Source organism: Terriglobus albidus, from assembly GCF_025685425.1.
Classification (GTDB): Bacteria; Acidobacteriota; Terriglobia; order Terriglobales; family Acidobacteriaceae; genus Terriglobus; species Terriglobus albidus.
In genome coordinates this window covers 81,951-106,383 of the sequence record NZ_JAGTAS010000054.1, presented here as the reverse complement: position 1 = coordinate 106,383, position 24,433 = coordinate 81,951, and the positions used below count along the sequence as shown (strand labels likewise).

Here is a 24,433-nt window from a genome sequence, read left to right as displayed (position 1 = left end):
AAACCATGAACCGAACCAAAGCAGAGATCGTCCGGGAGTACGGCCCATTCCCGGGCGTCGATCAAGTCCACGGAGTGACCTTCGACGGCAGCAACATCTGGTTCGCCGCCGGCGGCAGCATCAATGCGATCGATCCATCCAGCGGAGAGACGGTGCGCACCCTCGACGTCGCCGGACACGCCGGAACCGCCTTCGACGGCAAGTATCTCTTCCAGATCGCCGAAGACCGCATCCACAAGATCGACCCCACCACCGGGAAAGTGCTCGCGACCATACCTGCTCCGGGTGCTGGTGGAGACTCCGGCATGGCTTGGGCCGAGGGCTCGCTCTGGGTAGGACAATACCGCAGCCGCAAGATCCACCAGGTCGATCCCGAGACCGGCAAGGTGCTTCGCGTCATCGAATCCAACCGCTTCGTCACCGGAGTGACCTGGGTCGATGGAGAGCTGTGGCACGGCACCTGGGAGGGCGACGAGAGCGAGCTGCGTCACGTCGATCCCAAGACCGGAGAGGTGCTGGAACAGATCGAGATGCCGCAGGGCACAGGCGTCTCCGGCCTTGAGTCGAACGGCAGTGACCAGTTCTTCTGCGGCGGCGGCCGCAGCGGCGTCATCCGCGCCGTAAGAAGGAAGAAGAAGTAACCCATACACTGGATGCCCCATCCATCGCAAAGCGATGGGTGGGATGTTCGCGCTTCGCTCGAACCCCCAGGTCCACGGCCTCCTGGAAGACGAGATAATCAGTCCCATGCACCTCCGACTGGCCACCAACGACGACCTCGACAACATCATGCAACTCGTCCGCCGCGTGGTTCCCATGATGCGCGCGAGCGGGAACCTTCAGTGGGACGATCAGTATCCCAATCTCACTGTCTTCGGGAACGACATACAGCTAAGCCAGTTGTGGATTGCCGAGATCGATGGACAGATCGCCGGTGTTGCCGCTATCACCATGGATCAGGAACCCGAGTACGCTCACGTGGGCTGGGATATTGGAGATCCGGCAATTGTGGTGCATCGTTTAGCGGTCGATCCCGCGTTTCGCGGCAGCGGAGTCGCGACGGCTCTGATGCAGCAGGCCGAAGCGATTGCCAGAGAGCGAGCAATCCCTCGCCTGCGTGTCGATACCAACTCGCAGAATGCCGCAACGCAGAAGCTGTTCCCAAAGCTCGGCTACACCTTCGCCGGCGAGATCGGTCTCGGCTTTCGCCATGGACTACGATTTTTCTGTTACGAGAAGATCGTCAGGATGTGATGCAGATTTTTAGTGCGTCATCCCATAAATGACGTAGTTCACACCGAGCTTGATGCCCATCTCAGAATACTTCAGCGGATACCACGGCGAATCGTAATACTCCCACGAGTCGCCAATATCGGAGTTGAGGCTGAACGCCACCATCAGCCTGCCTTTATCGTCGTAGATGCCCTTCCAGTGCGCCACACGGCCATCTTTTTTGTAGCCCGTATTCAGGTGCTCCGCTCCTGGTACCTGGATGCGGTCGTTCAGATCGAAGAGCACGTGAAAGGCGGGATCGTTATCAGGAATATCGACGAGGTCGCGTTCAGGAAAGACCATCTTCATGGTTCTGGTGAAGTACGCTTCTTCTTCTGATCCGTGACAGTCATCGGCCATGAAGAAGCCGCCGCGCAGCAGATAATCGCGCAGCTTGGCGCCTTGTTTCTCAGTAAGTCCCCACTCGCCGACCTGCACGGCATAGACCCAGGGATAGTCATAGACCTCATCGCCGTTTTCCAGATTTACGGGCTGTTCCACACTGCGTGCATCGACGCGTGTCAGGCGACGGAGACTGGCAGCAAAGTCGCGATCGGCTTTGGGATAGTCCTGCGTCCAGAGGGAGAGCCCTTCCTGCCATGGCCCATCGAAGCGGCCGCGATAGCCGTCAAGTGGGCCTCCGGGAAACATCAAGCGGGCGAAGGTCCACTCCCCCGGTTTCTGCCAATCGGAGGGAAGAGGAACATTCCGGCCATACTCCACAGAGGGATACTCATGAAAGTTATGCTGAAAACCGCGCTGGGCATACCCGACGCCGAGCAGCACCAGTGCGATTCCCGCGTGGGTTATACGCCGCAACTGCATACCAGCTCCCGTTGGCCAGAAGATAGCACGCCCCTCATCTTGGATGGCGTACCCTATGTCTACTTGGACGCAGGCCGGGGGGAAAGTGCAGCTCTGGAGGATATGTCATCCTCAGGAGAGATCATGCCGCGTCGGGCTAAGCCACGTTTCACACAAGAGATTCTCTCGGCAGGACATAGCCTCGCAGCGTGTCTACGCGTCCTGCCGGGTGGTTTGTACGCCGAGCTCGATGGTGGGTTGCACCCGGTCACGGTGAGCAACGGGCATCCGCCGGTGACGCATGATGGGCAGGATTGTTTTGGCAATTTCTGCTTTCGTATCACCCACTCGAAGACTGAGGCCGGTCAGACCGCTGCTGGGACCTTCACCTTTCCAGGATCGCTTCTCGATGCGGAGAGGGCACTGCTCGCAGCCGGGTTTCGCAGAAGACGCGGCACCCATGCTGGAAAACGGGAGTTCCGCACACGCGGCTCCTGGCTCACCGGTGCGAACTCCGCGCACTTCCTGTTGCTTGAGAGGCCTGGAGAAAAAGAGACGCTCGGAGAATTCCACTTCGGCGAACACAATCCCTATTCGCCCTTCGGGTGGTTGCTACATTGGCTCTTCGAAGCTCATCGTTAGGGCGATTCTTTCCTTATCGGGTGCCCCGCCGTCGGGGTGAGCGCTCGCAACGCTAGGGCGGATAAGGAAGCCATCGATTTTGAATACCGATCGGATTCCGATACAGTCCCGTGCGTTAACAATTGGCTAGTTCCCCGACACTCCAACCTGTTTTCCGCCACCGAAGATATGTTTGAAAAAATGTCCGATCTTCTGGAAGGCGTTTGATTTCGTCGCCGGCTTTTCGGCGGCCTTTTTCGGCTGTGCGGGTGGCTGGGGCTCCGGAGCGGGAGGAGGTGGTGGAATGGGCTTTGGCGCATTGCCATTCACGGAGAGAGTCGTAGCGATCTGGGTGTGGACTTCTCCAATGGGCACCGGGTCGGTCACGGGGCCAGGCGCCAAGCCGGCGGACTGGGCTTCCGGGAAAGGATGTTGGGCAGCTGCCTGTGTAGGCGTGACCGGCTTCCCCTCAGCAACCTGGACAGGAACTGGCGCCGGCTCCGGCTGGGGCGGCGGGCAGCCGCAGGCGGTAGTCTCTGTATCGATCACTCGTGTCAGCGATCCGCCGACAAACAGCAGATGTTGTCCGGGTTTGATGAAGTAACCTTCCGGGCCGAAGGCGCTGGTGACATGGAGCAGAGGAGCGTCCGCTTTACTGCGGTTATCCACGCAGGTGTCGCCATTCGGGGTAACCCGCAGATGGAGATTGAGCTCACCGGCCGCGCTGGCCTGGAAACGCAGGTCGGGGGTCATCAGCATGTCGGAAGCGGTTACCGGGAAGCTGGCCTCCAAAGCTCCGCGATCCAGAGCGAGCAGCAGAGGAGGATCGGTGGCGTTCGCCTGCGAGACGTGGATGGACGAAGTAGAGCACACACGTACCACGCCGCCGCGGGTCAGTGTCAGCTCTGCGGTGCGATCGGTCGCCGCAGTGATGGATCCCTGATTGGCGATCGTGGCCTTCTGGTTTGAGACCGTGACCAGACCGCTGATAGATGCATTCTCGGTGACCACGGTGCCGATAGGCTGTTGTGCCGGTGATACGGCAGCCAGCAGCACGAAGGCGGCGACAAGACATGTGCCGTGCTTGACCGGTCCCAACCCGTGCTGTGCTGGATCTTTCATCTACATCTTCAGAAAATTGGCGATCAGCTTTTTGCCGTCTGCCGTCAGAACAGACTCCGGATGAAACTGTACGCCTTCAATCGGCAGAGTCTTGTGCCGCAGGCCCATCACTGTGCTTCCGGCCGGGTCCTGCGTGCGCGCGGAGACTTCAAGCTCAGGCGGCAACGACTCCTCGGTCACGATCAGTGAATGGTAGCGGGTGCAGGTCATTGGCGTCTGAATGCCGTGAAAGACGGTTTTGCCATCGTGCTCCACCTCGCTGGTTTTGCCGTGCATCAGGCGGGCAGCGCGGGTGACGGTGGCTCCAAAGGCTGCTCCGATGGCCTGATGGCCGAGACAGACGCCGAGGATCGGCACACCAGCACTTCGGGCGGGCCCGGCAAAGTGGCGGATCAGATCAATGGAGACGCCCGCATCCTGCGGCGTGCAGGGACCGGGGGAGATGACGATATGCGAAGGCTTCAGCGCTTCGATCTCCTCAGGCGACAGCTCGTCGTTGCGGCGGATGACCAGCTCCGCGCCCAGCTCGCCCATGTACTGCACCAGGTTGTAGGTGAAAGAGTCGTAGTTATCCAGAACGAAGACCATAGCTGAGAATCCCTGTCTTTAGTGTATCGCTCGAAATTCCGCATCCAACTCCACTTGCGATATGGTTGCCAGGAAGGAGTAAAAGAATCTGTGGGTTTGCGAACCTTCGGCGCCCTGTTGCTGCCGCTATACGTCACCCCTGCCCTCGCGCAGAAACCTGCCTCCAGCACCACCCCGGGGCTGGCGGAGCGCAGACTTGCGGGCGTTGATATCCAGGCGGGCCGGTATAAATTGCCTGCTGATCTGCACAAGAATGCCGTGATGATGGAAAACGACGCCAACGGTTTGGGCGGCGGAGACGAGTCGGTGGAGTGGGATACGCCGGCCTGCCATGTGCGCGTGCTCTCAAGGTACGCCAACCCCAACGGCCCGCGGACGACCTACTCGGCGACCGTCACCCGGCCGGAGGATCAGCCCGCGGTCAGTAAACCCGAGCCTGGCAGTTGTGCGACATTCCGTGGTGTTGGTATGGGCGATGCCGCATCGAAGGCGATTGCCGCATACGGCTCTCGCGTCACCATCATCCCCGGAAAACGCCCACAGACAACGCTGCTGCACTGGGAGTGGCAGAACGGTACTGTCCTTGAGATCACGTTAGACGCAAACAGCCAGATCGTTGGCTTGGATCTGACGGGAAATGTCGAGTAGTTGCTGATTGTGTCGACAAATTCGATTGCGTCGAGGTGCGGGTATTCCTAACCCACCCTAGCGTTGCGAGGGTGGGGCACCCGGGCAGCGAAGATGATCAAAAGCAGATTTTCTCCGCAACGCTCCGGAATGACAAAAAGGGCTATGCCTGTAAGCGATGAAGGCGCGCTCTATACCAGCCTGGGGCAACGCCCCAGGTTTAGGTGCCCACAAGATGTGAAAGGGCTGAAGGCCCGCTCTATAACTCTGCAGCGTCCTTTACCGACCCAAGAAAAGCAGATCCTTCACTTTCGTTCAGGATGACGAACTTTTGACAAGCCCTCTTACAGGGTCTACCAGAACATAAAGCTGAACTTGTCGACGTAGCTCTTGATGGAGGTCTGTTTTTCATCGCCATCCATCTGGTAATTCACCGTAACTCCATACCAGTCGGCCGGCACCCAGAAGGGAGCAATCGTCTTATTCAATACAACCGACTTTCCGTTCAGCGTGATGGTCTGATAGGTCAGTGTGTTGTCGTCATTGCGTTTTCCATTGATGGTCACGTGATTCCATGCATCCTTTATCGGAGTGCATGGGATGCCAGTAACCTCCCACTGCTTGCCGACGTTGTTCCACAACGCCCACACGTGGCCGCCGCGAAGCCGGCACTCGGTTCCCCACGTCATGCCGGTGGAGTTGAGAAACCAGTTGATATCGAATTCGAGCGCCTGCGTGTGCACCTCGTCATAGCTGGTGACGTAGAAGTAGGCATCGTAGGTGAAGTTCTTCGTCGTAGTAATGAGCGTATGGTCGTAGTCCGGAAGGTTCTGCGAAGAGAACGCTCCGATGAGGTGATTCCAGAAGAGCACATCCGAGTAGGGCAGAGTACCGCCAAGATTGAACTGTGTCGCAGAACCCGTGAGCGACGGTGACGCGATATTCCGGTTATAAGAGTACGTCACTCCATCGCATGCGCCGGGCTCGGTGTGATCGACGCAGTTGTCATAGTACGGGGCCTTCTGCCCTGACATGTTCCATGCGGGACTTGCCTGCAGGTTCGTGAAGGTATTCGAAGCTCCTACAACCACAAGATCGATAGGTGTCTTGGCGGAGCTGCCGCAATTATCTCGGGACTGCACCAGAGTATGGTGTGCGCCGGGTGACAGCGCCACCTGGTAGTTGAGGGTGTTACCTTGTTCGGCCTCGACTAGCTGGTCGTCGACATACAGCTCCATCGCTGCAATACCGGAGGCACAGGTCGTTGTTGCGGAGGCTACAAAGGCCGGCTGGGTGCTCGACTTACCTGCGCTCGGGGAGTTGACCCAGACCTGAGTCTGAGGCGTCACTGTGATGGGAACCGAGAGCTTCGACGAGCTGCCGCAAAGATCCGACGCTTCTATCGCGGTGTCGTGAGGGCCGGGAGTAAACGACAGGGTCGTATTGAGAGACCCACCCTGAATGACGTAGACGAACTTGCCATCTACGTAAACGCCCATCGAAGCGATGCCCTTGCTGCAAGCATTGGCAGTAGCCGTAGCGACATACGTTACGTTCTGGCCGGTAGTTTGGCCTATGAAGGGCTGCGAGAGGAGGATGGTGGGAACGCTGCTGCCAGAGGACGAGGAGCTTCCGCTTCCTGATCCTGTGCTGCTGCCAGAACCCGAAGAGCTTCCCGAACCGGTGCTGCCACTGCCTGAAGATGAGCTCCCTGTACCTGAACCAGAGCTGCTGCCGGAGCTTGAAGAACTTCCAGAGCTTGTACTGCCACTTCCCGAGGACGAGCTACCGGTTCCGCTCGATGTACCAGAAGACGACCCCGATGCCGTTGTTCCGGAGCCGGATGAAGTCGTTCCAGAGAGCAGGCTCAGCGAACCGCCACTGCCGCATCCGGCCAGGAGCACTGTCGTGAGCACAGCAAAGGTTATTCCGCTGGTGCGGATGCCAGGACGCGAGGGAGAAAGCATGGTTGCTGTCAGTACTGTAGCGGTACAGAACAGAAACGCCCGAAAAAACAGGCATGGAAACCAGCTTCGCTTCCCAATTCAGAACTCAGTTGGAGACTTGATGGCCGCCCATACACCGGGGTGCCCCATCCATCGCAAAGCGATGGTGGGAATTTGCGAAGCATATTGCTTCTTCCTTGGTCGCCAGAAGAGTGGGGAAGAAGCAGATTTCTCTGTTTTCTTGGATTGCCACGAAATGACAAAGACAGGTTCGAGCTCCGCTCGAATCTCCCAGCCATCGCTTTCCCGCCCCAGCGAACCAAGTTCGTTGGGGACCCCGTTTGCGATGGATGGGGCACCCAATTCCAAGGTTGTCGAGAGACCTTAACCGGGAACTAGCAACCAGGAACTAGCAACCAGGAACTAGCAACAGAACCTAGGAACGTTCTTTCCACACCGGACGCGGGATATCGAAGGTATCGCGCGTGCGCGTATAACCGCCGCCCAGGCCTCCCTGCATGCGGCCGATCTGGTGAATCGCGTGGACATCCATATTCAGCCTCTCCAGGTCAGAGAAGGCGCTTGTCAGGACGTGGGCGTAGACGACTTCACCAAGAATGATCTTGCTTGTCCGGCCAGGCTGGATGGTTTGCAGCAGACGACACTCCAATGCAGCCGGGGACTCCAGGATGCGCGGGGTCTTTACGGCCATGCTGGGAGCCAGGGTCAGGCCGGCAAGTTCAATCTCATTGACATGGTGAGGAGCTTCCACCGCCGTGATGTTCATTGCCTCGGCAGTCTCTTCGGTCACGATGTGAACCGTGAATTCTTCGGTCTCAATGATGTTGGTATAGGTGTCCTTGTCCGCTCCGGAGGAGTGCATGCCGAAGCCAACACCTACAACCGGCGGGTCGGAAGCAAGCAGATTGAAGAAGGAGAAGGGTGCTGCGTTCAGATGGCCAGTGGTCGACTGCGAAACGACCCAGGCGATGGGCCGAGGCACGACGAGTGACGCCAGCAGCTTATAGATACCGCCGGGCGTCATGGTCGAAAGATCGAACGACGTAAACTCCGCACTCATGAAGCAGATTGTATGGATTTGTGCTGCAGCGCGTCGAGCAGAGCCTGCAACTGTTCCGGAGCCAGGTTCGTGAGCGGTTTATCGAAATAAGCCTGGGCCGCAGCTGCGAAACCGACGATATCTTTATCCGGGGTTGGACCGCTATGCAGCGGGCCGAAGTTGGCGTGATTGAGGTAGAGCTGCAGCTGCTCGTCTGCACTCAGGCGGTGATCGAGCGCGGAGGCAAAGACACGGCGTTGCAGATTGCGAACCGGATTCGGGCGGTACTGGCCGGGGAAGAAGAACAGGGCCTCCGCAACCGCCTCAGGCAAGGGGCGCGCGTTCCGGATCTGCTCCAGCAGTGCTGCCGGTACCTGTGCTGCGCGTATGGTTGGCGCGGTCCGCGCAAGCTCGCGGTTATACGCCTGGGTCACCACGGCAGGTGTCGAGAAATATGCCCATGTCCACATGCCTGCCAGCAAAACACATGGAATGGCCACGACTAACAGTACGGTTGAGACGACTGTTCGCATCTGGTCAGTTTAACGCGTTGTCCGGAGGTGTGCGATTCAGGGTGTGAGGTACAGATCCCGAAGGCAGGTTGGCGATGCGCTGCCCGTGTGGCTTCGGGAGTATGCCGCGGACTGCCGCGAGATGTCGCAGTGATGGAAAAGCAAGAAGGAGGGAACCCCCTCCTTCCTCTCGCTGATGGCGTCAGCGCTTCTTCGCCGGTTTTTTCCTGGCTACCTTTTTCGCGACTTTAGCTGGTTTTGCGACCGCCTTCTTTACGCCTGACTTCTTCGTTACCTTCTTTGCCGGTAAGGCTGCTTTTACTGTCCTCTTTGCAGCTTTCTTCACGGCTTTCTTTGTTGCTCTTTTGGCGGCTGCCTTTTGGCCGGTTTTCTTGCCTGCTTTCACCGGGGACGACACGGAGGGGCCGGTGCGTGCCAGATGTTTATCGAGCAGCGCCTCAATCTGTTCCAGCAGGGAGCGGGTCTGCATGGGTTTTACCAACATCTTGTCGGCGCCCATTTGTTGCCAGTCATCATCGGTGACGGGGAAGGCGGTCAGCAGAGCAATCGCCGGAGGACTGGGCAGTCCGCGGGCAAAGCCGACCACATCGCGGCCTGCCTGTTCGTGTTCCATCCGCATGTCCGTGATGACCATGTCGTACTGTTTGGCGCGGAGTTTATGGCGACCCTCCAGGCCGGAGGTGGCGGTGTCGACGTCGAAGCCTGAGATTTCCAGAACTGCTTTCAGGGTGAGGAGGACGGCAATTTCGTCATCGACGAGCAAAATGCGGCGTTTCATTCAGGCAGAACTCCTTACATGCCCTATGCCGGGCAATCAACATTGCAACATAAAATGTTGTTCTGATGGGAGATGGGATGCGAAAGCACCCCCCTTCGGTTGGCTTATCGGCCACAGAGTTTCCCTGTAGGTGTAGTGTAGGGCTTCCGCATCGATGGGCGTTCCTGAATGAAATGCCGCCGCACACCCCTTCCGGAATATCTGGCAGCAGGGAGACGCTCTACTGTGCCCGTTTCGGGGCATAGGGGCGTCTTTCCGCGTATCGCAGGGAGGAATCCAGCCAATGATCCTGCGAAATTGCTATACTTTCGTCTGCGTGCCGAGCCGTTTGGCGTTGCAGGCGCGTCAAATTCCTAGACCTAAAGATTCCGGAGGCTTCTTATTCCACCACCGTTTAACGACAAGCGATCGCAAAAGAGTTTCATCCGCACCAACGAAAGAATCCGCGCGCGTGAGGTGCGTGTGATTGACGAGAATGGCGAGCAGGTCGGTATCATGCAGCCATTCGATGCCCTAAAGATCGCACGCGAACGCGGACTGGACCTGGTGGAGATTTCGCCGAATGCCGTTCCCCCGGTGTGCCGTATTCAGGATTACGGCAAGTTTCTCTACGAGAAGGACAAGAGCGATCGCGCCGCGAAGAAGAAGCAGAAGGTCATCACCATCAAGGAAGTGAAGTTCTCCGTCACCGTAGACGAGCATGACTACCAGACGAAGAAAAACCAGGCTGTCCGCTTCCTGCAGGATGGCGACAAGGTGAAGGCCAGTCTGCGCTTCAAGGGCCGCCAGATGGCGCACCGCGATCTTGGCTACAAGATCATCCACCGCCTGATTCAGGATGTGGGCGAGAACGGCACGGTCGAGTTCATGCCGCGCATGGAAGGCACTACGCTGCACGCCATTCTGGCTCCGACCAAGAAGGCCGAGGTCAAGAAGCCCGCCGCCCCCAAGCCGGAAGGCGCGGCCGAGCCGACTCCGGTCCCGCAGGCATAGATTCAGTAATCCCAGAAATCTGATCTTTGACAAGGGGCTCCCCAGCGGAGCCCTTTCGTTTCCAGCGGAGCCCTTTTGTTGCCCCGGAACACCTTGCCTATGGGTGGGAAGCGCTCTATTCGGGAGCGCCTTCTTTGACCCAGCGTTCCAGATCGCGGATTTCTTGTTCCGGAAGCTTGCCACGGCGGTTCGGCATAGGCATAGGGTCGTCCTTGGGGCCTTCGTGCCGCACCAGCTTGATCATCAGGCTCTTTTCCGGATCGCCGGGTACCAGCGCCGTGCCGTGTTTGCCGCCTTTCAGCATGTAAGCGCGGCTGTCGACCCGAAGGCCGCTCTCGCGGTTCAGGCCGGCGTGGCAGCGATAGCATCGGGTCTGCAGGATGGGCTGCACGCGGTCGATATAGAAATCACCGGTGTTTTTGTAGGTGACGTCTTCCGGAGTCATTGGTTTTTCGCAGCCGCTGAGGCCAACGGTGAGCGGAACACCCAGCAACAGGGAAAATGCTCGAATGCGCATGCTTCTTCATCGTAGCGGAGACACCAGGGAAGGCGAATTCTCCGTGCGGCGGTGTTTACTTATTCCTACACAGAATCCCTCTGGTTACTTTTTGCATTACCGGGACGGGGGTAGGGTTAAAAGTGCTCTGGCCCCTGACGCGGGCTTCTTTGTTTTGTGTATGCGTCGCCTTGGATGCGCGTTTTTGCTCGTGGCTGTTGTCGCCGGTCAATTGCCGGCGCAGCCCACGAGTAGGAAGCCGGGAAAAAAGCCCGCTGCGGGATCTGCCGCAGTACGCCAGACCACCCGTCCGTCTGCATCCGCTACTGCAAAACCGAAGGCCGTTGCCCCGGCGACACACACCGGCCACTCTCCTGTCGACGAGGCCGGGAATCGCGCTGCTGCTGCCGCGGCGGCGGAACGCGTTCATGCCTGGCTGAGAGATCACCATGAGGTCGTTGCGGACGAAACTCCGGCTCCGGTTGCAAAGCCCGCCCCCTCCCACAAACCTGTCGCGATAACGGCTTCCACCCCGGCGAAGCAGCCTGCCGCTCCGGCAAAGGATGACGGACACAAGGCGACAACGGAAGATTTCCTGAAGGCAGCCGAGCAGCGAAAGTCGCTGGAGCAGAAGCATCAGCCCGCGGAAACGGAGACTCCGGAGCCGGAAAAGACCACACACCTGCCTCCCAAAGCCGAGGCGCCCGCTCCGGTGGTGCACGTTTCGCAGACCGAAGATGCGGAAGAGTCGCAGCCCGCTGAGCCGGCGGCCATTCCTGCTGAACGTCCGAGACTGACCACTGCGAAGTCTGAATCCACCCGCCTGGCGAAGCCTGCAATCGAAGAAAAAGCCGCTTCGGAGCTGCCCGCACCGCCGGTGCTGGCCGTGAAGCGTACTGAGCTTGTCGAGGAGAGTCCGGCGGCATCGCTGCCCCAGCCGAAGTTGACCTTCCGGCGAGGACGTCTGGTCGTCCCCGCGCCGCTGCTGGGTTCGCACGCCATCCTGGTGCGCCAGAATGTCGTCGCCGACCGCTACGGCCTGGAACGCGTGCAGGATGATGCGGATCTTGAGCGTCTGCGCAAAGCCAAACAGCTCGTCGCTCTGCCGGATAACAGGGCAATGCAGGTGGATGATCGCCTGTCCGCTGACCGGCGGTATGCCCGCCCTTGGGCGGTGAAGTTTTTGAATGACCTTGGCCGCGCGCACTATGACCGCTTCCACGGTCCGTTGCAGGTGAACTCAGCCGTCCGTACCGTGGAGTTCCAGCAGCGTCTGCTGCGTACCAATGGCAACGCCGCTCCGGCGGAGGGAGATACTGCCTCGCCCCACCTGACAGGGCAGGCCATTGACCTGGCCAAGCATGGTCTGTCGATGACTGAGATCGCATGGATGCGTGCGTATCTGTTGCCCCTGGTGCAGGAAGGCAAGATCGATGTGGAAGAGGAGTTCCAGCAGGCCTGCTTCCACATCAGCGTGTACAAGAACTACGTGCCCGAGCCGAAGACGAAGGAAAAGCCCGGTAAATCACGGCTGCCAAAGGCTTCCCTGGCAACAGCCTTGCCGTAGAGGATATCGATACATCCCTGACAGCCCATGCACAGGGGCACCCGCTGCATGGGCTATCTCAATTGTCCATACGACCTATTCGTTCGCTCCAATCGCCATCAAATCAGGCTCAATCCACGTGCGCCTGGCTTCGGTCGACTTCACAACGTTGAAGCTGTAGTAACGCGTCAAAATATCGCGTTGCGGACCAAAGTGTTCGACCGCCTCGGTAACAAAGGCCGCGCGTGTTACCTCAGGAGATCGGGCGAGTTCTGCTGCCAGAGCATTTTCACTGTAGGCGTAGTGCAGGGCTTCCACATCTATGGGCGTTTTCCGCAATGAAAACGCCGCTGCACGCTCTTTCCGGGATACCCAGCAACAGTGAAAATGCTCCAGCATCCTGATCCAGAAGACCGTAATGGTCTCGTGATACCCGCTGCTATCGGTGTTTTGCGTGCCCACAGCTTCGTTATAGGCGCGGATATGCCGCCTCATCTCCGTGAGTGCCGCTTCAGGGCCGAGTACGTGGACATACCACGCACCGCTCAGAATATGAGCGGCATGCGTCCAACGTTCTTTCGGGAGAGTCCCGGCTTCGAATGCCGACACGAAAGCCGCAATCTCTTCATGGGTCGATGGAAGCGGGTGCATGTTTCTATCCTCTCACCTCACCTTGTAGAGCATTTTCCCTGTTGCTGGGTATCCCGAAAGGGGCGTGCGGCGGCGTTTTCATTGCGGAAAACGCCCATAGATGCGAAAGCCCTACTCCATACCTACAGGGAAAATGCTCCAGTCTGGTTGCAATCACCTTGTAGTCTGGTGCAATGGAACCAGTCACTCACTTCATGACGGGCGCGGTGTTGAGCCGTGCCGGTTTCAATCGCAACGCCGCTTATGCCACGCTGGCCATGACCCTGGCCGCGGAGCTTCCGGACATCGATTATGTCTATCGCCTTGGCGGGCCGTTGGCCTACTTCCAGCACCATCGCGGATGGACGCACAGCCTCTGGGCGCTGCCGCTGGAGGCTGCTTTCGTCGTTGGGATCGTGAAGCTGGTGCACTGGTGGCGGTCGGCAAAGGGAAGCACGCCGGCGGCGCCGGTCCGTTGGGGCCGGCTCTTTGTGTTTTCCTGGATTGCGCTTTTGAGTCACCTGTTGCTGGATTACACCAACAACTATGGCGTGCGTCCTTTCGCTCCCTGGAATCCTCGCTGGTATGAAGCCTCGCTTGTATTTATCGTGGAGCCGCTGCAGTGGCTGTTCCTATTGGGGGCACTGTTATTGCCTTCGATCTTCGGCCTGGTGGCGAATGAGGTTGGCGCGCGGCGTTCGGCGTTTCGTGGGCAGGGCCTGGCGATTGCCGCTCTGGTCTTCACGGCCGTCCTGTGGCTGGTGCGAGACTTCGAGCACGGCAAAGCGATGCGCCTGGCGGAGGCCAATGAGATCTCCGGTGAGCCCGTGCTGCGGGTGGCAGCCAACCCGTATCCTGTGAATCCCTTCAAATGGCAGGTTGTGATTGAGACGCCGAAGTACTTTCGGCTGGGCGTGATCGATACCTTGCGGGAAGAGATGACCAGCGACCCCAGCAACGATCTGATCCGCAAGCCGCCCACAACGCTGGCGACGCTGGCTGCGAAGCGTTCGTGGCTGGGAGAGATCTATCTGGACTGGGCCCGCTGGCCTATGGTGAGAGAACAGGCGCGGGATGCTGCCTCGGCGGCTCCAGGCGATGACGAGACCGAGGTGACGTTTGACGACCTGCGCTTCCGCTACAGCTCCACTTTTTTGGACGGACGGATGCGGCACCCGCTGCGCGGCGTTGCGACCGTGAATGCGGACCACCGCGTCGTAGAGATGCAGATCGACGGCAGCGTACAGAAGCAGGGAGATTGAGCGTTGGTATGAGTGAATTGATTCGAGCCGAGCGTGCCCTCGGCGATTTTCACCTGACTGTCTGTACTGACGGTAGGGCTCTGTTCGACGGTGGCGCCATGTTCGGAGTAGTACCGAAGACGCTGTGGTCGAAGAAGATACAGTCCGACGAGCAGAATCGCATTGCGACCGGGCTGAACTGTCTGCTGGTGCGGACGGGTAGACATAATGTGCTGATCGAGACCGGCTTCGGCAACAAGCTCTCACCAAAGCTGCGCGAAATTTATGGGACGCAGCAGTTGCTGCCGGAGTCGCTCGCCGCGGCGGGTATCTCGCCGGAAGAGATCGATATCGTCATCAACACTCACCTGCACTGGGATCACTGCGGCTGGAATACAACGCTCCACCCTGACGGCAGTGTGACGCCGACCTTCCCAAACGCACGATACTTCGCGCACCGTGGAGAGGTGCTGCACGGACATCATCAGCATGAACGCGACGCCATCAGCTATGCCTCAGCGAACTACGACCCGCTGATCCAGGCCGGCCAGATGACGCTGATCGACGACGAACGCATGACCGCGCCGGAGATCTGCGATGGCATCTGGGTTGAGCTCTATCCCGGCCACACAGAGCAGTTGATGGCTGTCCATATCGAGAGCAGGGGAGAGCACGCCGTCTTCGTCAGCGACCTGATCCCGACCCGTCACCACCTGGATCTGAGCTGGGCCATGGGCTTCGACCTGGATCCGATCCGTACCATCGAAGAGCGCAAACGCTACTTCGCGCAGGCATTGCCGAAGCGCTGGTTGACGATCTTCCCGCACGACCATGAGTTGCCGATGACCTACCTCAAGCAGGACGAACGAGGCCGGGTCGTACCGGAGTAGAGAAGGCAAAAGAAGAAAACAAAATGGGGAGCGCCGAAGCGCTCCCCATTTTCAGCCTGATCCTCAGGCCAGGGGTTAGAAGGTGTAAGCAACCTTGATACGGATCTGACGAGCAGACTGGAAGATATTCGGTCTGCCGTATTGGTTAGAGAAGTTGACCTGTGCTGGAGTCTGCTGCAGACCTGCGCCATTTCCGTTTGCAGCACCGATATAGTCCCAACCCGTCTCATATTTAAGGTAATCGAAGGTGCTGGGATTCGAGCTCGCAGGCACGCCTAAGTTAACCGCGGCGCTTGTTAGACCCTCAACATAAGCCATGACTGCATGTTGGTTGAGCAAGTTGGTAAAGTTGATTTCAGCGCCGATCCTACGGTTTTCATGTTCCTTGCTTATATGAACGTAGTGGGTAATGCTGGCATCCGTTTGGGTGAAGGCGGGAGTCCTATAGCCGTTGATAATTCCGTCACTGACGAGGTTCCCGGAGCTATCCGTATGAACTTTGACGAAGTTACCCTGGCCCTCGACAAACTGGACCGCCGAGGTAGAACCGATGGTGCCGACCGCTGTTGAGACTGGAGTTCCTTGATAGGCCGATTGAGAGAGACCAATCTGCGAATCTCCCAGGAGCCAGCTCTGACGATAGGAACCGTAGGCCTGGAAGGTATTCGGACGATCAGTCGGTAGAGGACCGCCGAGAGGCTGCCCATGAGCATCGAACTGCATGGTCGGCACGTCAAATGAGCGGTTGTTGCTGGGTGAATGACGTCCACCAGATCCGTCGGTAACGAAGGTGCTGGTCTCACCCGGGTAGTTGCCGTAGAGGCGGCTGTAGGTATAAATACCCTTCACAAACCACTTGCTGCCCATCGTCTTCTGAACGCTGACCTCAAAACCATCGTAGTTGCGAACAGCCTTCGGTTGAGCAGGGCAGGTTGGGCAGATGCCCGACGTATTCAAAAATGCAGCAGCATTCGGTTGGTTGAAGGCTATTGCTTTGGCATTGATGTTCGGCAGAGAACGGTGCACGAAATCGGTATATGGCGTTCCGGGATTGCCGATGTAGAAGCCATAGTTATCGTTGAGACCCATATCTTCGATGGTCCAATCGAGACGTTTGCGTGCATAGCGTGCGGCGAAGGTCAGGGTCGGAGTCATCGCGAATTCGGTACCCACAACCCACTCATGCTGCTGCATCGGCTTGATGTTTGGATCAACGCCGGGATCAGCAGCCGAATTATTGAAGGCGCGGAAGTCTACGTTTTCGATAAACCGACCTGGATTTCCACCAGCTCCGGTGGCATCACTCGCAGCGTTTGAATTTACGCCCGGAGCTAATCCAGACGTCGGGCAGCTATGACGAACGCCATTAGCATCAAGCGGAGCGGTGGGCAAAATGAGGTTGTAGTTAGGATTATCGAGGGTATACGCGCAGGTGTGCCAGTAGTTGCCGCCGAACGAACCCTGCGGCAGGCCGAACTTCATCAGGTCAAAGAACTTGCCGTAGCTTCCGTAGACCTTGAGCTTGCCATTGTGAAGGACGTCATAAGCCGCTCCGATACGAGGAGCAACTTTCTGGTTGAAGTCGAACTTAATGCTCGGAGCGGACGGGATGTAAGGAGGTAGGTACTCCTCATCGAAGCGGACACCTGCGTTGATGGTCAATCCGGAGTGGCCGACCTGCCAAGCGTCTTGAAAATAGATAGCTTGGCTGTCACCAGAGGCTTGGCCCAGGACGCTATTGCCGTCTGTGACAACGAAGTATCCATATTTGCCACGGCATCCAGTGTAGGTAGTTCCAGTTTGGTTAGGATATGCCTGCTGGTTGCCTGCCTTAATTGCATCGCAGGCAGTTGAGCTGGTATTGAGCGTGTAGTTGGCGCCGTAGGTGACAGTCACGTAAGCATAGTCATAGAGCTGACGAGTGTTTGTCCCTTGCCGCATCCACGAGTAGCCCGCTTTGAAGGTATGGGTGCCGGCCCAGCCGTTCTGGATGTGTTGGATATCCGCACCAAACTGCTTCCGCTTGTAGGCGTCATAAAGTGTTGGCTGGTTAGGACCGATGTTGTTGTAGTTGTTCTGGTTGTAATAAGCGGCAGGTAGGACCTCTCCTGTGTTTGACTGAACGGTGCTGCTTGCACTTGCCGTCCCGCTATACAGATAACGAAGACCCTGCGATGTTCCGCGGGTTGCATTGTTTTGGAATGAATAGCCGTAGCGAACCGTAGCAAGCGTGGTGGAGTTGAGTGTGTAATCCGCTCCAAAACTGTACACCGCGCTTGGTGCTATCCAGCCGGCATCAGGACGAAACGTTGTTGGATCTGTCGTAGAGCTAGAGTTTGTCTGCCCGATTTTGCTTTCAGGATTTGGAAGCTGACCAACGGAGCGGGTAAGTGCATTCGTCCAGCTTGCAAACAGGCGCAGTTTGCTGGTTGCGCTATAGTCAACGCGTGCCATCGCAAAGTGCGTATCGGTGTTCTGATAAAACGTACGTGGTCCGGGGTTCGTTCTTGTAAAATTCGCGTCACGACGAATGCGAGTAAAGTTCGGGACGTAGCTTACAAACAAGCCCAATTTATCTTTAAGTAGTGGTCCGCTCAATGTGAATCCGGGATCAACTAAACGATAGTGGTCTTGCTTCGCGATGTAGTTTTCATATCCAGCATCGAAGCGGCCTTTGACCGGTTGGTCGGGATTCGCGCGAAGACCGCATGCGGTGTTGTAGAGGGTGTAGTAGTTGGCTCCCTGGAAATTGCATTGGTCATTCGCATTCAGTGCGCTTGAGCGGTAGTAACCGAAGATGGATCCGTGCCAATTCGAACCGCCGCGTGGTTGAATTACATTGACGACGCCACCGAGTGCGCCGCCGTACTCCGCTTCAAAGCTGGAGCTCTTGACCTGAACGTCCTGCACAAATTCCATCGGAACGCTTGTACCAACGCCGCCACTCTTAACGGAGCTGATATTCACGCCGTCGGATGAGTAGACATTTTCGGAGTCAGACGCGCCATCAATCTGGAAGCCTCCGTTGCGGTTAGAACTGGTGCTCTGAAGGGGCTCTTGGCGCGCGCCCGGAGCAAACGGGATTACAGAAGCAAAGGAACGGCCCTTCGGGATCGATTGAAGGATTTCGTTGGTGACGGTGGTTTCAACCTTCGACTGAGTGGTGTCGACCATGGCCACGCTATCTGCCACGTCGATGATCGTCTCCGCACCGACAGTCATCTTGAGATTGAGGTTTGGTAGATCTCCAGCATTCAAGGCGACGTTCGTTGCCTTAGCCTTCATACCGCTACCTTCTACCGCAACCGTATAGGTTCCAGGCGGAAGTGCACTCAGACGGTAATAACCATGGGAATCGGTTTTAACAGTGGCGGGTTGAAGCAGATTATTGCCGGTAGCTGTGACAATCGCATCTGCGACGATCGCGCCGGTCGGATCAGTCACTGTACCCTGAATCGCTGCTGTGGTCTCCTGCGCGAAACCCGCAGGAACCGCCAGCAGAGCGAACAGGCACAAGCAGAAACCCACCGCCAGGCGGCGGAGGGTTGAGGCTGTATTTCGCATCAATAGGACCTCTCGAAACAAAAAAAGTCGGCGGAGTCTCATGGCTCTCGCCGTACGTGTTTATGTATGCCGCAGCAGTCGATGTAGTCGTTTCTTCATCGAGTGTCTGGCAGCCTTCATTGCGTTCGGACATCCCCGAAAAATGTATACATATTGGTGTACAAAAATTGAACTCAATAGCATGCACCAAAGCTGAATTTTTCTGGAAAGCCGGTACCAGATTGCGAGCACCCCGGCGATATGTCAAGAAATTTAATCAAGTGATAGTGCGACTTTTATCTTTCTTGTGCGTCTCATGGTGTTGAATTCCGGACAAAGGTTTGTCCCCAAATGAAAAGGCGCTCCCGCAGGAGCGCCTTTTCTAATCCGCAGAACTGGAAAACAGCGTTATTCCACGGGAGCAGCCGAGGTGTGGCCGACCAGCTGGCCGTCCATATCCGCCAGCACGTAACTGAGCACGCCCAGCAGCGCGATGTTCTTGCGAAACTCTTCCGGATCGACCTTGTCCAGCGTGTCGGCTTCGGTGTGGTGCCAGTCGAAGTAATGCTCACCCACCGTACGGGGTGAGAGCGAAGGAACGCCGGCAGCGACGATAGGGCCGATGTCCGATCCACCGCCTGCCGGTGAGACTGAGTCTGCACCGATGGGCTGCAGCAGCGAGGCGATCTGCTTGATCGTGTCCCAGGACTTCTTTTCCTCGGGCGTCAGCTTGCTTTCATCCAGATCGCGCTGAGGGGCGCCCATGGCAGCCATTGCGGCCATTGCCGCTGCCGGATTAGCGCTTGCTCCAGCCTGGCGGCGAGCTGCCGATCCCGAAGCTGGACCTCCGCCCATAACGGTGTATCCAATGCCAACGGGACGCTCGACACCGCCGTCGGACTCGATAGCTGCGACATGATTCCTGACCTTGTCTCCAAGGGCATCACGATAGGCGCGGCCGCCGGCACCGCCGTTCTCCTCGTTCACCCAGAAGACGACGCGGATGGTCCGCTTGGGCTTCAGGCCGAGCTTATGAATCAGATTGACCGCCTCGAAGCAGGAGATGATGCCGCCGCCGTCATCCATCGCGCCCTGACCCACGTCCCAGCTATCGATGTGTCCGCCCAGCACGACCACCTGCTCCGGATGCTCGCTTCCGGGGATCTCGCCCACAACGTTTCCGGCTTTCTGATCGGCTTCCATGTGAGCTTCCATCTTCAGATGGACCTGGACCGGGCCTTCTTTGGCGAGGCGCTCCAGCAGCAGTGCGTCTTCCACTGTAATCGCCGCAGCAGGAACCTTCGGCATACCGGGCAAGTAGGTCAGCGTGCCGGTGTGCGGAGTCTGCATGGCAAGGCCGGTGGCAGAGCGCACCAGAACAGCCACCGCTCCTTTAGCCGCAGCGCGCGAGGGACCGGTGGTGCGGTGCAGGGAACCGATGCCATAGCCGTGCCAGCCGGGATTGAAGACTACGATCTTGCCCTTGATCTGATCGTCAGGGGTGTTCGCCAGGGCAGCCAGATCAGGAATAAAGATGATAGGAGCGGTAATGCCCTCAGCCGGGGTTCCCACACTCATACCCAGGCCCAGCATATGCAGCGGTTTCGAGAAGGGAGCAGCGATCGATGCTTCCTCCTGGCCGCGAACCCAGTGCGGTACCATCGCTTCCTGGATACTGACGTTCTGGAAGCCGGCCTTCTTCATCGTCTCCGCGCCCCAGTTCAGCGCTTTCAGCAGAGAATCAGAACCCGAAAGGCGCTTGCCGATGTGGTCGGTCAGGTAGGCCAATGTCTCGTAGCCTTCGGTATCTTTCATCGCCGCAGCGATGATCTTGTCGGCGTCAGCCTTGTATTTCTCCGCGATCGGTCCGGTCTGGCCCGCAGTCTGTGCGAGGGACGGAACGACGGAAGAGACGGCGAGTACAGCAGGCACGAGCAGGCGGAGAGTCTTCACGAAACATCCTTGCTGGAACAAATTTTGGTGCTGTGCCTGTTAGTGTACTGCGTTGAATGGAGGCGCTCGAATTGCCGCAACGTAAAAGGCCCACGCACTGGGCGTGGGCCTTTCAATGAAAGCAATCGATCCGCCTAGCTGTCGCCGGCTGTCTTGACCATACCGGCGAAGCTCTCACGCAGGTACTTGTGCGGATTGACCGGCGTGTTGCGGATGCGGACCTCATAGTGAAGGTGAGAGCCGGTCGAACGGCCGGTGCGGCCTGCATAGCCGATGATCTGTCCGCGGGTGACCTGCTGGCCGGCAGTGACATTGAAGCCGGATAGATGTGCGTAGACGGTTTGCAGTCCGTGCCCATGGTCAATAACAATCTCTTGACCGTATCCGTTGCCGAAGGCGGCAAACTCAACGGTGCCGTCAGCGGTGGCGCGAATGGGGGTGCCGTATGGGGCCGAGATATCGACGCCCTTATGGAACTCACCTTCTCCGTTGCCCAGGATGGGATCTTCCCGCTGGCCGAAGCTCGAAGTGATGGGTCCCATCACCGGCCACAGCGACGGCGCATCAGCGATGGCCTGCCAGTCCGAGAGGCTGTTCAAGCTGCCGAGCCGGGCAGACTGCAACGACGGGGAGAGAACGCGTGCCGTAAGTCCGGAGGTCGCCGAATTCCGCAGAGCGTAGAAGGTGTCCAGCGACTTGAAGTAGCTGTTGTCAGCCACAGGCGCCAGGGCGGGGTCATTCTTGGACGAGGACGAGAGGAACTTTGCCGAGGAAGCGCCGGCAAGCTTGCTGGCGGTCAGTCCGTACAGAGCAGAAACCTCATTGGCCAGGGCGCCGAGCGAGGCGACCTGAACATCCTTCTCGTGGTTTGCCTTCTGCAGCCGGGCGTAATCCTGCCGCAGCGATTCGCGATCCTGCCGCATCTGGTTGAAGCGGGCCGTCTTAATCAGCATGCGGGAGTAGGAGCCCGCGAGGCCGACAATGGTAAAAAGACCCACCACCGCGGCGGCGACAAAGATATAGGCGTAATGCAGAGGGACGGGAACCTTATTGAGATTTCCCTGCTCATCGCGCGAAACGAAGACGATGTAAAAGCGCTTTTTCAATGGACTCCCGCAGCCTTTATGCCCGGTCTTCGGCCGCGAATGCGTATCTGCGGCACAGAGGCCCGGCATTGCCATTTGGCGAATCGAGATTGCCGATTCGCATTTGGGTCTGCCGATGTCTCCAGGGCGATTTGTTTCATTTTAGAGCATTCTCCCTGTTGCTGGGTATCCCGGACCAGGAGTGAGCGGCGTTTTCATTGCGGAAAACGCCCATGGATGCGGAATGCCTACGTTACTCCTATAGGGAAAATGCTCCATTGTCCAGAGTGTGTGATGGCAACTTTGGGGATATGGTTTTTATATGCCATACGGGGAGCTTGACCTTATCCGGGAAATCAGGCGTAAGTCCTTGCGTAACAGTGAGTTCGTTCGATTTGGGATCGGCGACGATGCGGCCGTTCTACGTCCCCGGAAAGGGGAAGATCTGGTCATTACGACCGATTTCTCCCTGGAAGACGTCCATTTCGCTGACTTCCACCCGCCGTTTGCAGCCGGGTATCGCTGCCTTGCACGGGGTCTCAGCGACGTCGCCGCGATGGGCGGCCGTCCTCTGGCGGCATTCCTCAGCCTGGCTCTCTCGCCGGCATGGGCCGAGGACCGAACCAAAACACGGGAATTCCTGCGCGGTCTGCATGTGGTTGCAGATCAGTTCGGTGTCGTTTTGGCTGGAGGCGACACTGCCGGTGCTCCGGGCAAGCACACCGTGGCGGACATCATCGTGGTTGGGGCCGTTCCCTGGGGGAAGGCCTTATTAAGGAGTGGAGCACGGCCGGGAGACGGCATCTACGTCACTGGACGGCTGGGCGGGGCCGCCTCGGAATTCGAAGCCCTGCTTGCCAATCCGGAGGCGTTTCGCCGGGCGAAGCCCGATGGCATGCATCCTCATCTCTTCCCGCAGCCGCGGATCGCCGTGGGACTCCGTCTGCTAAGACTGGCATCTGCATGTATGGATGTCAGCGACGGCCTGTCGACCGATCTGCACCATCTCTGTGAGGCCTCGGGCGTTGGGGCTCGTATTCATGCGGATGTGGTACCGTTAGCTCCACACAGCACACTCGATCAGGCGCTCCATGGCGGCGAGGACTACGAGTTGCTGTTCACCAGCAGACGGTCTGTTCCGCGCAGAATCAGCGGTGTAGAGGTCACGAAGATCGGAATCGTGACAGAGGGGAAGAAGGTTTCTCTGGTTCAGAATGGCCATGAACGGCGTCTTCGCCCAGGTGGCTGGCAACATCTGATTTCCCAAAACAGGTAAACATCCCGTTTACCTCCACTAAAGTAACCAAAAGTTGTATTTATGGCACCTTACCTAAGGCGTTATTTTGGTAATACTTGAGCGGTTGTCACGACCTTGCTATAAAGTGGCAATCTTTTCAGAGCCATCACTATGGGAATCTGTGACATTCCTTCGCAGTCGCTGTTGAGCGATCGCGAGCTCTTTCGTGCGCGGGTGCAGCAGGCGATCGATATAAGCCGCTCCAGCGGAGCGCAGGTGGCCGTGTTTTTAATCGATATTCATCGCCTGTACGAAATCTGTTCGTCACTCCCGGGACGTGAGGCGGAAGGCTTTCTCCATGAGTTGGCGAGCCGGGTGCGTCAGGTCTGTCCGCCGGATCACGTTGCGGGGCGTATCCGCCTGGACGAGATGGTGGTTCTGCTGAGCCGGACGACCCGGGAAGAAGTGAACCAGGTGGGCGAGGCCCTGTTGCGTACCCTCAAGGTGCCGGTGTCGGTAGGGTTAACTGGCGAACTGCGCCTGACGGCGAGCATCGGAGTGAGCCTGCTGCCGAAGTCGAATCCAACGGTGACGCATCTGATGCGTCGCGCTGATGCGGCGCTGGGCATGGCCAGGCGCTCCACGGGAGAGCGGTTGTTCCTCTATGACTCCGCGGCGGAAGAGGCGGAGATGCGCCAGGCGGAGTTGGAACGCGAGCTGCGCAATGTACTGGTCACCGGCGGTCTATACCTCGAATTTCAGCCGATTGTGCATTTGAACAGCGGCGCCATGACCGGCGCCGAGACCCTGTTACGCTGGCGTACCGAGGATGGTGGTTTGATTATGCCTGGCACATTTGTCCCCCTTGCGGAGCATGCCGGCATGATGACGGCGATCGGTGGGTGGGTCTTCCGTGAAGCCTGTCGGCAATGGACCACTCTGGAAGGGCATGAGCGTCTTCGTCTGGCTGTCAATGTGACTGCATCACAACTGGCTGATCCTCAATTGCTGGATGTGGTGGAAGCGGCCGTGGGGGAGACGGGCATCAATCTCGACGAGGTTGAGTTCGAGATTACCGAAAACACGTTGTTGCGCGAAGATCCACGATCGATTCAACAGATGTATGCCTTGCGCGAGATGGGCGTGAAGATCGTCGTGGATGATTTTGGTACGGGCTACTCCAGCATCGGATATCTGCGACGCTTTCCGGTGGATCGTTTGAAGATCGATCGCAGCTTCGTCATGAATATCCCGGAGAGTCAGAAGGATTGCGCCCTGACACGCGCCGTGCTGGCCATGAGCGAACATCTCGGTATTCCCACGGTTGCTGAAGGAGTGGAGCGCGAAGAACAGCGCCGCTTCCTGGATCGGCATGGATGTTCTGAGGCGCAGGGATATCTGTTTTCGCCGCCGGTCAAAATGAATGTACTCGCAACATTGCCGGTACTGAAACGGGTCTGAAAGCGTC

22 protein-coding genes are annotated in these 24,433 nt (G+C 58.0%); 10 read left to right on the top strand and 12 right to left on the bottom strand.

Going from position 1 to position 24,433, the window contains the following annotated elements:
* The first annotated feature begins 5 nt into the window (after window positions 1–5).
* Both OHL21_RS13460 and OHL21_RS13455 read left to right on the top strand, forming a co-directional pair.
* Window positions 6–641, top strand: coding sequence for a Vgb family protein (locus tag OHL21_RS13460; RefSeq protein ID WP_263417797.1), 636 nt, complete (start codon window positions 6–8; stop codon window positions 639–641).
* A gap of 106 nt (window positions 642–747) precedes the next feature.
* Window positions 748–1,254: a GNAT family N-acetyltransferase gene (locus OHL21_RS13455; protein ID WP_263417796.1), complete on the top strand. Its 507-nt coding sequence runs from the start codon at window positions 748–750 to the stop codon at window positions 1,252–1,254.
* A 9-nt stretch (window positions 1,255–1,263) separates the two neighbouring features.
* On the opposite strand, the gene OHL21_RS13450 is transcribed toward OHL21_RS13455, so the two are convergent.
* Window positions 1,264–2,097: a DUF4159 domain-containing protein gene (locus OHL21_RS13450; protein WP_263417795.1), complete on the bottom strand. Its 834-nt coding sequence runs from the start codon at window positions 2,095–2,097 to the stop codon at window positions 1,264–1,266.
* A 123-nt stretch (window positions 2,098–2,220) separates the two neighbouring features.
* Here OHL21_RS13450 and OHL21_RS13445 point away from each other — a divergent pair, with 123 nt between their 5' ends.
* Window positions 2,221–2,718 carry a hypothetical protein gene (locus tag OHL21_RS13445; protein ID WP_263417794.1) on the top strand — a complete coding sequence of 166 codons (498 nt, stop codon included), beginning with the start codon at window positions 2,221–2,223 and terminating at the stop codon, window positions 2,716–2,718.
* A gap of 126 nt (window positions 2,719–2,844) precedes the next feature.
* On the opposite strand, the gene OHL21_RS13440 is transcribed toward OHL21_RS13445, so the two are convergent.
* Window positions 2,845–3,819 carry a nuclease gene (locus OHL21_RS13440; RefSeq protein ID WP_263417793.1) on the bottom strand — a complete coding sequence of 325 codons (975 nt, stop codon included), beginning with the start codon at window positions 3,817–3,819 and terminating at the stop codon, window positions 2,845–2,847.
* Window positions 3,820–4,407 carry an anthranilate synthase component II gene (locus OHL21_RS13435; protein WP_263417792.1) on the bottom strand — a complete coding sequence of 196 codons (588 nt, stop codon included), beginning with the start codon at window positions 4,405–4,407 and terminating at the stop codon, window positions 3,820–3,822.
* Window positions 4,408–4,497: 90 nt separating this feature from the next.
* Here OHL21_RS13435 and OHL21_RS13430 point away from each other — a divergent pair, with 90 nt between their 5' ends.
* Window positions 4,498–5,055: a hypothetical protein gene (locus tag OHL21_RS13430; RefSeq protein WP_263417791.1), complete on the top strand. Its 558-nt coding sequence runs from the start codon at window positions 4,498–4,500 to the stop codon at window positions 5,053–5,055.
* 332 nt (window positions 5,056–5,387) lie between these two features.
* On the opposite strand, the gene OHL21_RS13425 is transcribed toward OHL21_RS13430, so the two are convergent.
* The 4 genes from OHL21_RS13425 to OHL21_RS13410 form a co-directional block, all read right to left on the bottom strand.
* Window positions 5,388–7,001: a hypothetical protein gene (locus OHL21_RS13425; protein WP_263417790.1), complete on the bottom strand. Its 1,614-nt coding sequence runs from the start codon at window positions 6,999–7,001 to the stop codon at window positions 5,388–5,390.
* Window positions 7,002–7,416: 415 nt separating this feature from the next.
* Entirely contained in the window at window positions 7,417–8,061 is a 645-nt protein-coding gene (locus OHL21_RS13420; protein ID WP_263417789.1) for a flavin reductase family protein, read from the bottom strand.
* Window positions 8,058–8,573, bottom strand: coding sequence for a transglycosylase domain-containing protein (locus OHL21_RS13415; protein ID WP_263417788.1), 516 nt, complete (start codon window positions 8,571–8,573; stop codon window positions 8,058–8,060). Before OHL21_RS13415 ends, OHL21_RS13420 begins: the two co-directional genes overlap by 4 nt.
* Before the next feature lie 181 nt (window positions 8,574–8,754).
* Window positions 8,755–9,351, bottom strand: a complete 597-nt coding sequence (locus OHL21_RS13410) for a response regulator (RefSeq protein ID WP_263417787.1) — start codon at window positions 9,349–9,351, stop codon at window positions 8,755–8,757.
* A gap of 381 nt (window positions 9,352–9,732) precedes the next feature.
* Between OHL21_RS13410 and infC the strand changes: the two genes are divergently transcribed.
* Entirely contained in the window at window positions 9,733–10,344 is a 612-nt protein-coding gene (infC, locus tag OHL21_RS13405) for a translation initiation factor IF-3 (RefSeq protein WP_317889984.1), read from the top strand.
* A gap of 115 nt (window positions 10,345–10,459) precedes the next feature.
* On the opposite strand, the gene OHL21_RS13400 is transcribed toward infC, so the two are convergent.
* Window positions 10,460–10,861 carry a c-type cytochrome domain-containing protein gene (locus OHL21_RS13400; RefSeq protein WP_263417786.1) on the bottom strand — a complete coding sequence of 134 codons (402 nt, stop codon included), beginning with the start codon at window positions 10,859–10,861 and terminating at the stop codon, window positions 10,460–10,462.
* 190 nt (window positions 10,862–11,051) lie between these two features.
* Between OHL21_RS13400 and OHL21_RS13395 the strand changes: the two genes are divergently transcribed.
* The gene (locus OHL21_RS13395) at window positions 11,052–12,407 is read left to right on the top strand and encodes a DUF5715 family protein (protein WP_263417785.1); all 1,356 of its coding nucleotides are present in this window, start codon (window positions 11,052–11,054) and stop codon (window positions 12,405–12,407) included.
* Between the two features lie 75 nt (window positions 12,408–12,482).
* Here OHL21_RS13395 and OHL21_RS13390 read toward each other — a convergent pair whose 3' ends face one another.
* Window positions 12,483–13,037, bottom strand: a complete 555-nt coding sequence (locus tag OHL21_RS13390; RefSeq protein WP_263417784.1) for a hypothetical protein — start codon at window positions 13,035–13,037, stop codon at window positions 12,483–12,485.
* 173 nt (window positions 13,038–13,210) lie between these two features.
* Here OHL21_RS13390 and OHL21_RS13385 point away from each other — a divergent pair, with 173 nt between their 5' ends.
* Window positions 13,211–14,278, top strand: a complete 1,068-nt coding sequence (locus OHL21_RS13385; RefSeq protein WP_263417783.1) for a metal-dependent hydrolase — start codon at window positions 13,211–13,213, stop codon at window positions 14,276–14,278.
* A gap of 8 nt (window positions 14,279–14,286) precedes the next feature.
* A complete protein-coding gene (locus tag OHL21_RS13380) occupies window positions 14,287–15,147 on the top strand; it encodes an MBL fold metallo-hydrolase (protein WP_263417782.1) in 861 nt (286 codons plus the stop codon).
* A 75-nt stretch (window positions 15,148–15,222) separates the two neighbouring features.
* On the opposite strand, the gene OHL21_RS13375 is transcribed toward OHL21_RS13380, so the two are convergent.
* From OHL21_RS13375 to OHL21_RS13365, 3 genes are all read right to left on the bottom strand, one after another.
* The gene (locus OHL21_RS13375; protein ID WP_263417781.1) at window positions 15,223–18,711 is read right to left on the bottom strand and encodes a TonB-dependent receptor; all 3,489 of its coding nucleotides are present in this window, start codon (window positions 18,709–18,711) and stop codon (window positions 15,223–15,225) included.
* 387 nt (window positions 18,712–19,098) lie between these two features.
* Window positions 19,099–20,643 (bottom strand): M20/M25/M40 family metallo-hydrolase, encoded by a 1,545-nt coding sequence (locus OHL21_RS13370; protein ID WP_263417780.1) that lies wholly within the window; start codon window positions 20,641–20,643, stop codon window positions 19,099–19,101.
* 134 nt (window positions 20,644–20,777) lie between these two features.
* A complete protein-coding gene (locus OHL21_RS13365; protein ID WP_263417779.1) occupies window positions 20,778–21,749 on the bottom strand; it encodes a M23 family metallopeptidase in 972 nt (323 codons plus the stop codon).
* Between the two features lie 301 nt (window positions 21,750–22,050).
* Between OHL21_RS13365 and thiL the strand changes: the two genes are divergently transcribed.
* Both thiL and OHL21_RS13355 read left to right on the top strand, forming a co-directional pair.
* Window positions 22,051–23,004, top strand: a complete 954-nt coding sequence (gene thiL / locus OHL21_RS13360) for a thiamine-phosphate kinase (protein ID WP_263417778.1) — start codon at window positions 22,051–22,053, stop codon at window positions 23,002–23,004.
* 132 nt (window positions 23,005–23,136) lie between these two features.
* Window positions 23,137–24,426, top strand: a complete 1,290-nt coding sequence (locus OHL21_RS13355; RefSeq protein ID WP_263417777.1) for a putative bifunctional diguanylate cyclase/phosphodiesterase — start codon at window positions 23,137–23,139, stop codon at window positions 24,424–24,426.
* Window positions 24,427–24,433 lie beyond the last annotated feature (7 nt).